The sequence below is a fragment of the uncultured Cyclobacterium sp. genome, assembly GCF_963976465.1.
Taxonomy (GTDB): Bacteria; Bacteroidota; Bacteroidia; order Cytophagales; family Cyclobacteriaceae; genus Cyclobacterium.
Genome location: NZ_CAXBOC010000177.1, coordinates 1 through 9,630, shown reverse-complemented (window position 1 = coordinate 9,630; position 9,630 = coordinate 1). Strand labels below are relative to the sequence as shown.

At 39.3% G+C, this 9,630-nt stretch carries 6 protein-coding genes; all 6 read left to right on the top strand.

Annotation, left to right across the window (positions count from 1 at the left end; all coding sequences use genetic code 11):
- Positions 1-759 precede the first annotated feature (759 nt).
- Positions 760-1,290: a sigma-70 family RNA polymerase sigma factor gene (locus AAC037_RS11500; protein WP_339903131.1), complete on the top strand. Its 531-nt coding sequence runs from the start codon at positions 760-762 to the stop codon at positions 1,288-1,290.
- On the top strand, positions 1,287-1,952 hold the full coding sequence (locus tag AAC037_RS11495; RefSeq protein WP_339903130.1) for a hypothetical protein: 666 nt from the start codon (positions 1,287-1,289) through the stop codon (positions 1,950-1,952). The genes AAC037_RS11500 and AAC037_RS11495 overlap by 4 nt, the downstream gene beginning before the upstream one ends.
- Positions 1,953-1,971: 19 nt before the next feature.
- Positions 1,972-2,736, top strand: a complete 765-nt coding sequence (locus tag AAC037_RS11490; protein WP_339903129.1) for a hypothetical protein — start codon at positions 1,972-1,974, stop codon at positions 2,734-2,736.
- 709 nt (positions 2,737-3,445) lie between these two features.
- Positions 3,446-6,691, top strand: a complete 3,246-nt coding sequence (locus AAC037_RS11485; RefSeq protein WP_339903128.1) for a SusC/RagA family TonB-linked outer membrane protein — start codon at positions 3,446-3,448, stop codon at positions 6,689-6,691.
- A 49-nt stretch (positions 6,692-6,740) separates the two neighbouring features.
- Positions 6,741-8,762: a RagB/SusD family nutrient uptake outer membrane protein gene (locus AAC037_RS11480; RefSeq protein WP_339903127.1), complete on the top strand. Its 2,022-nt coding sequence runs from the start codon at positions 6,741-6,743 to the stop codon at positions 8,760-8,762.
- A 108-nt stretch (positions 8,763-8,870) separates the two neighbouring features.
- Positions 8,871-9,630: Gfo/Idh/MocA family oxidoreductase (locus AAC037_RS11475; protein WP_339903126.1), on the top strand; the 760-nt coding region annotated here is incomplete at its 3' end.

Below are 9,630 nucleotides of genomic sequence, written 5' to 3'. Positions count from 1 at the left end.
AACAATACCGCCAAAATCAAGGGTATTCTGTTGCATTAACCACGGGCGATACCCGTGGCTACAAAGGTTTCGCCCTTCTAGGGCTCTCGCCAAAAATCAAACCAAAAATATATGCATCTACTCCTTATTGTCAATAGAAAAGAACATCCGGAAGACCATCTGTTGCTTTAAATGATTAAACGAACCCTGTTCAACCCACTCCGGGGTTGAGAATTTGATCGAGCATTCTCCGTTCATAGGTTTGCACCCATGGCTATTGTTGTTGAAGCCCTTTAGGCTTCTTTGGATTCGTTTTAATGGACTTGTTTGTAAAACTATTGTGTTAGCATCAATTATCTCACAAATCTCAGGTCTGAAGGATCTGAACAATAATAACCGTGAGTGGCAACTCACGGAAAAGCTGTTACCTACCTTTCCCCCAACCCCGGATGGGGTTGAACAGTGATACGAAAAACAAGTTCTCTTTTGCCCACAACTACAATTGATTGAATCTACTTTTCCAATTTCAAATAGTGCCGAATATATGAGTGTAGTTGCAAACTACACTCAGTCCAGTTCAATAAATTGTACACCACTAGGAGTAGATTGCATCTACTCCTTATTATCGAAAGTCAAGTATTTCCGTAAGAGGGCATGTTAATGAACCCTCAGGGGAAAAATGTTAACTTGATTCTTCTCAGAATAATATTATAAAATATTTTACCTTCCGTTTCCAACCTTTGACCGGGTTTCTGACTCTTTTATACATACGGACGAAAAATGAGTATACCTAAGCCAGATGCGACACTAATAAAAAAGATCAACCAAAATGATCGAAATGCTCAGTTTCAGTTATTTGAAATGACCAAAGGCATGTTGTACTCAACTTGCTACAGAATAATCGGTGATCAGGAAGAGGCTCATGACATCTTACAAGAGGTATATGTAGAAGTTTTTCAAAACATTCGAAAACTAAAAAACCCTGAAGCCTTAATCTCATGGATGAAGACCATAACCGTACGCAAAGCGATACACTGTAGCAAAAAGAGAATCTATTTTGAGCCCGTAGAAAATCAGGACATGAATACTACCGAAGCATTCGACTCCTGGTTTGATGCAGAAATTCTGGATCAGGCCATACAAAGTCTTCCTTCAGGTGCCAAGGCTGTTTTTCTACTCACAACAGTGGAAGGCTATTCGCATAAGGAAGCAGCAAAACTGCTTAATATTACAGTGAGCACTTCAAAATCCCAGTTGCATTATGCCAAATCATTACTTAAAAGTCGAATCACTAAGCTCCTAAAGGCATGAAAACACACAACCCCAACCCAGAGCTTTGGAATAAGATTTTAGAGAGGAAAACCTTCGATAAACAGCTGGAAGAAAATAGCAGAAAACTTCCCATCAGGGAACCTAATACCGAGATCTGGGGACAGATTGAAAAAAGGCTTGAGGAACCGAAAAGGCCGGTTATCTGGTATTATATAGAGGCTGCGGCCATTGCCATGCTCATGCTTTTTTCCGGTATTGCTTATTTCTTTCCCGCTCAGGTGGATGAAAAAAAACCTTTGCTTACAGAAAAAAGAGTGTCCACTGCTCCTGATGGTTCGGCTACAAGGAAACCTTCAAACCCACCGTCCAAGACCAGTGAAGAAATAACAATGAATGAACTCCCTCCTTCAAAGGTGGCCATTTCTTCCCCTTTGAAACGTGAGAAAATAGCACCCATAGAGGCAGAGCGAATGGTATTAAGCCCAGTCCAAATAAAAAAAGAACACACCATAGAGGAAGCAGGCATTTACCGACCAATGGCAGTCAATATAAAAACTTACCATGAAGTAAAAATCACTTGGGAAGCAGAAAAACCCAAATCAGTCAGTTCTCCTTTTGGTAGAAAAGAAAAAATACAAGTAGAAAACGTCAATTACCCGACGGCCACAATACAAGTAAAATTCAATAAATCAAAAAACTAATATTCTAAATTCTTAAGTTATGAAAAGATTACTCCAATTGTCTTTAATGGCATTGCTATGCGCAATCCAATTTGAAATTCTCGCTCAGGAAGTAGAAAACTTGCAACCTAAAAACACCCAAGACTGGATGGACGAAGATTGGCCGGTTACTGATTCGCTTGCTTTTGAATTGCCCAATCAAGGTAAACTCTTGTTATTATTCAATTCCGAGGAGCACAATCCGGAGGATTTGACATTAAAATTCAAACCCATTCTAAAAAAGGCAACTGATTTTCCGGAATTTAAAACCATTACCTATAGGTTAGCCGAAGCATTCCCTCAGACCAGTCTGGACAGGGTGCTTCTCAACATTGAAAAAAATTATGTCCCTTATGCAGACCGACTAGAGTTAACCTTTCCTGTAGGGCTAGATTATACGGGAGGCTATTTTACCCCCGAAATTGGGTTTAGGAGTAAAATATCATGGAGAAGGTTTGATATTGGAGCTTCGATTACCAATTCCGTTTTTTTCCCGGAAAAGATTGAAAACAAAGTATCGGTCAATCACAATTGGTTTTTAAATGCCGAATTCAGTTGGGAACTTTTCAACCCTAAATCCAATAATAAAAACATGATAGGGATTGGCTATCTATTAAATGATGAGAAAAGCCAGCTTTTTGACCAAACAACAGTTAAAGCCTTCTACAGAAGGCAAGTCAGCCAGGTTATTTCCATACAAGTTGGATTGGTGGGAACGAACAATTTGAACACCTTCTATCCCACCATAGGAGTTAGGTTTTGGTAAACCCACCTATTACACCCCTCCTTTTATTAATTGGAGGGGTATTATTTTTTTTTGCATAAAGGATGGTAAATCCGGTCCTATACGAAATGCATCCAAACTATTTCCCTATGGAAGGGCTAAGTTCCACCTGCCAAAACAGCCTTATCCAAGGGAGTTATAATCCAAAAGAATAGCTCTTCAAAAAAACACGATCACGAACTTCCCATTATTAAATAATCAAACTTAAAACTTAAGGTTTAACTAGTAAAAACTCCAAATTAACTTTTTAACAACCTTTAAAAATAACCATTAAAATTAAAAAAAGTGATATCGGTAGCATACCTTCTTTCATTCTTAATGAATATTAATTAAATGACAATAAATTAAAACATGCATAACCTATTTTCATCCATCCAATACTAAAAAATGGCGGTTTTAAAGGCACTGAGATAAATTTTAACTAATATTTTTTTTAAGAGAAAAAAATTTTTAATATGCGATAATGAAAAACACAATAAACAAGCTTAATCGAATGTTAAACTTGTCTTTTTTAATGATAAAATATACAAATACAGAATATAATTTGTTTTATTCATTTAAAATCATAATAAACGAAATATTTAACCGTTCATCACCAAAATATTTGCCAATGAAATAAATCAACCTACCCAAAACCCAATTATAAGTAAGGATTCCCATTTGAATCTAAAACAATTAACAATAATCCATTATGAAAAGAAAACTACTTAATCGACTAGTGGTGAAACCGATATCATCACTAGCGACTTTATCGTTCTGCTTGTTTTCAGGGAGCTTAATGGCTCAGCAAACAAGTCTGGACAACAACTTAAAAAATATCGATCAAAATGCTTTAGCGACGGCATCTACTTCCAAAGTAGGCAAAACGATAATAGCAGACTTTTTCGATGTTACGATATCAGGTACCGTATTAGACAACAATGGCCAGCCGATTCCGGGTGCCACTGTTTCTGTACCGGGAACTTCCATAGGCACCGCAACCGATCTAGACGGTAAATACACCCTCACCGTACCGGACAATTCCTCCATTGTTGTTTCATTTATTGGTTTTGAAAGTCAAACCATAGAAGTAAACAATCAATCAACCATAGATGTAACCCTTACCATGAGTACCCAAGCTTTGGATGAAGTGGTAGTAATTGGTTATGGTACCCAAAAGAAGAAAGACCTTACCGGAGCTGTGATCAACGTGCAAGCCGAAGAGGTAATGAAATACAAACCTACCTCTGTTTCTGAAATTTTAAGAACAACTGTACCGGGTTTGAGTGTGGGTTATTCCACAAGCGCCAAAAATGTTCCTAGTTTCAATGTTCGTGGAGATGCTTCTATAAAAGCGGATGCGACTGATGAAGCCAATGCCAACCGTCCTCTTATCGTTTTGGATGGAGTAATCTTTAGAGGCGACCTTGCAGAAATCAACCCAAATACCATAGAAAGTGTGGATGTTTTGAAGGATGCAAGTGCGGCCGCGGTATATGGTTCTCAAGCCACCAACGGTGTGGTGATTTTCACTACCAAAAGAGGGGAATATGGCAAACCACAAATTTCCTTTAGCTCTAGAATCGGTTTGGTAACCGGAGCAAGAAGACAACAAACGCATAAAGGAGGAGATGATGTATTGAATTGGTTGACGGATATGAATGAGTCCATCACCAATACCATTACAGAGCCTTGGACCAGATTTAGGGATTATTACAGCATTGATGCCCAATACCAAGATGATTGGTTGGCAGCCAATGGTATCCCCGGAGAGACTGATCCCAATGCCATCAACCTTGCCAGGGTAAATAACTTTGGTTTCTGGGAAAATGAAATTGAAAATTACCAAAATGGAACAACTTATGACTGGCAAGACTTCTTATTCCACACTGGTGTAAGACAAGATTATGATGTAAGTGTTTCCGGAAGAAATGAAAGGGTATCTTATTATTATTCTTTGGGATATAGTAACAGAGAGTCTGTACAAATAGGTGAATCTTTTGAAACCATCACATCCCGGTTGAATTTGGATGTGAACCTAGCGGAATTTTTCACCATTGGTGCCAATGCTTCCTTTACTTATCAAAACGAAGGTCAAGAACCTATAGGCAGTGGAAGTTATAGGGTATTTTCGCCTTATGACCAACCATGGAAGAATGGCATGCCTAGGACAAGAGAAAACCTAAACGATCAGGCTGCTGGTTCAAATATCAGTAACCCTTACCAAACACCATCTTGGAATACAAGAAGTTATTCCAGATTTATGATTAACCCTACGTTATATGCTTCGGTTAATTTACCCGGCAACTTTACATTAAGAACGGATTATACTCCTCGATTTGATGTATACAAAAGATTTGATTTGGATGAAAAAGGAAATCCTCAAAGAGCGGTAGACGCCGCCGAAAGAAGATACAATGATTACTTCTCCTGGCAATCTAACACTACTTTAAATTGGGACAAATCTTTTGGAGAACACAGGATCAACTTTACGGGTCTATATAATGCAGAAAGAAACCAAAGATGGGAAACCAGAGCAATGACAAATAATTTCTCCCCAACTGCAGCCCTTGGTTATCATGCCATGCAACTTGGTCTTAACCCAACCATGTCTTCTTATGACGAAGTAAATTCCAGAACCGGTTTGATGGGTAGGGTAAATTATGCCTACAGTGACAAATACAACTTCTCTGCTTCCATTAGAAGAGATGGCTACTCTAGATTTGGTTTGCAAAACATCTACGGTAATTTCCCTTCCTTATCAGCAGCATGGACAATAAGTAATGAAGATTTTATGCAAAACAGAACACTTAACTACTTGAAATTAAGATTAAGTTATGGTGTAAATGGAAACAGTAGTGGTTTGGAAGACTACAATGCTTATGCAAGATTAAGTAATGGCGTGTTTTTGAATTATGATGGTGGGTACATACCAACTCCATATACAGAGATTACAAGAATTGCCAACCCTATGCTTTCTTGGGAACGAACCGGTTCCTTCAACGTAGGCTTGGATTTTGGTCTCTTCAGTGATAGGTTAAGTGGTTCTTTGGACGTATATCAATCGGAAACCCGAGACCTTTTGCTGGATCAAAAGTTACCAGAATTGACCGGCTTTGGTTCGGTTAAGACAAATGTGGGTAATTTACAGAACAGAGGGTTTGATTTGGGATTAAATTCCATTAATGTATCCACTGCTAACTTTGTATGGACTTCTGCATTTAACGTTACCTATCGCGTGAACAAAATCACTACTTTAGGAAATGCGCCTACAGAGACTACTGACAGCGAAGGAAATACAGTAATGAAAGAGCCCGACGATTTGCAAAATGGATGGTTTATTGGTGAAAATAAAGACATCATTTGGGATTGGGAATTAGATGGTGTATACCAATTGGGAGAAGAGGCAGAGGCAGCTCAATATGGTCTTTTCCCCGGAGATTTTAGGTTTGTTGATCAGGACGGTGATGGTGACATTGACATTGATGACAAGGTTTTCCTTGGCTTAACCAACAACCCTTGGTACATCACCTTAAGGAATGACATGGAATACAAAGGCTTTGACTTAGGTGTAATATTCCTTGCCAAACTAGGCTACAAGGGTGGTACTTCTGAGCCCTTTAACAATTCTCAGCAATACATCAAAAACCACAACTGGTACGACATCCCTTACTGGACTCCATTAAACGGACAAAATGATTTTGCCAGAATCAATTCGATCAACCTTGGTGGGGGTAACAAGTGGATCAGTCAGTCCTATCTAAGGCTTCAAAATATTTCATTGGGCTATAGCCTTCCTCAAAATATCTTGGAAAAAGTAAAAGCAAATAGGGTAAGACTAGCAGTTAATATAGAAAACGTAGCAGTTTTCACGCCTTGGATCAAAGAATTGGGTGATCCTGAATCTGCCAGAGAAATGCCAAGAACTTATTCATTTAGTTTGGATGTAACGTTCTAAGACTATGCGCACTTACAGTTTTAGAAACACAAATTTTAAAAAGAAAGAAATGAAAAAGATAAATATATTCAAAGGGATAATTCTTCCTGTGTTCTTGATATTTTCGTTCTCCTGTAACGAAGAATTCTTGGATGAGAAACCATTATCATTCCTTAGTCCTGAAAACACATTTGTGGACGCCTCAGGTTTGCAAACAGCTTTGGATGCTGCTTATCGAGGGGTCTTCTCACAATGGAATGGTGATACAAGGGAACTGATGTTCAATAGCAATATGAGTGATGCCTCAGTGGTATCTGCCACAGATAAACCGGATGCATTTGTAGATTTACGTGTATATGCTACACCTACCAACAGTAGGAACAATGATGCCGGTCGTGCAAGATCATTCTATGCAGACAATTATGATCATATCAAGAAAGCGAATACCGTAATCGATTATATCGACATTCCTGAGTGGGAAGGTGGGGCCAATGATCCTGAGAGAAATCATTTATTGGGCTCAGCGTATTTTCTTAGGGCTTTCTTCTATATGCAATTGACCATGGACTTTGGCAATGTGGCTTTTCCTTTGAATGTCGTAGCAGAAGCCAGAAGAGATTTTAAGGCCTTTAATATGCAAGGAATTTGGGATCAAATGATTGTGGATTTGGAATATGCGGTTCAGCATGTTAAGCCTAAAAGCCAATTACCAGCGGGACAAGCGCCTAAAGATGCTGTACGTATTCTTTTGGCCAAGTACTATATGCTAAACTTGCGCTTTGCAGATGCTGAAAGCTTGATGGATGATGTTATCAATGGCGGAGAATCACAACTTTTCACTGATGACATGATACCATCTGATGTTACCGAGGTAGAGGTAGCCAATACTGTAAATCCAAATACGGGGAACCCACTCCCGGGACGTAGCGGATTTGCTCCTGCAGATGCTGTCAATTACATGCATATGGACAAAGGCGCACAAAAAACCAGTAATCCTGAAGGAATCTGGTTGGTCGTCAATGAACCGTTCGTTTTGGGTACCCAAGGAAGATCTGCAAGAATCAGAGCATGGGGACCTAACTTTGTAAGTACAAACCTTGGGGTTTGGGAGCCTGGTACTACAAGAACCGGCACCGATGTGCAGCAGTCCACCAGTGATGAAAGAGGTCGTATGATGAAAAAATGGGGTAGAGGTCAAGGATTTGCCAGACCTACCAATTATTCTCAATATGACATCTGGAACTTTAAAGGACAAATTGATGAACAAGATTACCGCCACAAGGACTTGAACTGGTTTGAAATGGAGGATGTATTGTACGACAACCCTTCTCTATTAGAAGATGGTAGCGAATATTACCTTGAACCCCTTCGTCTGTATGATGACAATGGCAACTTAACTTGCCAGGATACCATCAGGTGTTGGTTTGGTTATCCGAGGTATAAATTCTACTCTGTGAACCAGGAGTCGAGACCCGATCGTCAAGATGGAGGTAAAATGGACATGTATATCATGAGAATTGCCGAAGCTTATTTGGTAAGGGCTGAAGCACGCTTATGGCAAGACGACTTTGCCGGCGCAGCTGAAGACATCAATACCATCCGCCAAAGAGCCAATGCAATCGACATGTATACAGTAGCTGATGTTCAGACTGACGGAATTGGTGCAGTATTAGATGAAAGAAACAGGGAATTATTTGGAGAAGAATACCGACATGATGAGTTGGTTCGTATTTCAGTAATTTTTGCTAAAAGTGGAAAAATGGCCTACAACGGCAAAACCTATTCTATCTCAGGTTCAGATATAGAAAAATCCATTTCTGCGGATAGTTTTTACTATGACAGAATGATGGAAAAAAACACTTTCTTCAGGGACGAAGTGCCGTGGGCTACTTATAACACCACCAAATATACTATGGACCCTATGCATGTGTACTGGCCAGTTTATCAACCATACCTTGTAGGTAATGTGGATGCAACCTTGAACCAAACTACCGGTTACAATGGTGCAGAAGACAATATTGAACCATTGGTTCATGTGGTTCAACCTGCAGGAGTTCCAAATGAGGACCCAATGAGAGCCATTGGCGAATAAAAGTAACCTTTAATCAATTAATTCCTCTGATGTTACCGATAGCTCAGGGGAATTTATTAATTTAATGCGTCGATATAGTTATAACTTCAATAATTAACCAAAATTAATATGGATAAGGAATCATCAAGAAGATCCTTTCTTAAGAAATCAGCTGTAGCCGGTTCGGCTGCTCTTATTGCACCTACCATTGTACCATCCAGTGTATTTGGAGCCAATGATAGAATCAATGCAGCAGTTTTAGGTTTAAATGGTCGAGGAAAAAGCCACATCCAAGGCTTTATGTCACAAAAAAATGTTAAAATCAAAACATTTTGTGATCCCGACATGAATATTCTTAAAGAACGTCAAAAAAGCTTTAAAGAAAAATACAATGCAGATGTAGTTCTTGAACAGGATTTGCGTAAGGTAATGGATGACAAAGAAATTGATGTCATCAGTATTGCTTCACCTAATCACTGGCATGCACTCACTACTATCTGGGCTTGCCAAGCAGGTAAAGATGTATATGTAGAAAAACCCGGGTCTCACAATATTTGGGAAGGTAGAAAAATGGTAGAAGCAGCGCAAAAATACGACCGTATCGTACAACACGGCGTGCAACTTCGAAGTTCTCCTGCGGTTCAGGAAGCCATTCAGCTAATCCGTGATGGCTATATTGGCAATGTTTACATGGCCAGAGGTCTCGTTTTTAGATGGAGACCAAGCATCGGTGACAAAGGATTTTCTCCGGTACCAGAAGGATTGGATTATGATTTATGGACAGGTCCAGCCCCCAAAACGCCATTTACTGAAAACCTAGTGCATTACAATTGGCACTGGAATTTTGACTACGGTAATGGAGATGTTGGAAACCAAGGAATCCACGAAA

Bases quoted from the DNA above. Each gene is read 5' to 3' on its own strand.
- AAC037_RS11500 (WP_339903131.1), top strand. From the start codon at position 760: ATGAGTATACCTAAGCCAGATGCGACACTAATAAAAAAGATCAACCAA.
- AAC037_RS11480 (WP_339903127.1), top strand. From the start codon at position 6,741: ATGAAAAAGATAAATATATTCAAAGGGATAATTCTTCCTGTGTTCTTG.
- AAC037_RS11495 (WP_339903130.1), top strand. From the start codon at position 1,287: ATGAAAACACACAACCCCAACCCAGAGCTTTGGAATAAGATTTTAGAG.
- AAC037_RS11490 (WP_339903129.1), top strand. From the start codon at position 1,972: ATGAAAAGATTACTCCAATTGTCTTTAATGGCATTGCTATGCGCAATC.
- AAC037_RS11485 (WP_339903128.1), top strand. From the start codon at position 3,446: ATGAAAAGAAAACTACTTAATCGACTAGTGGTGAAACCGATATCATCA.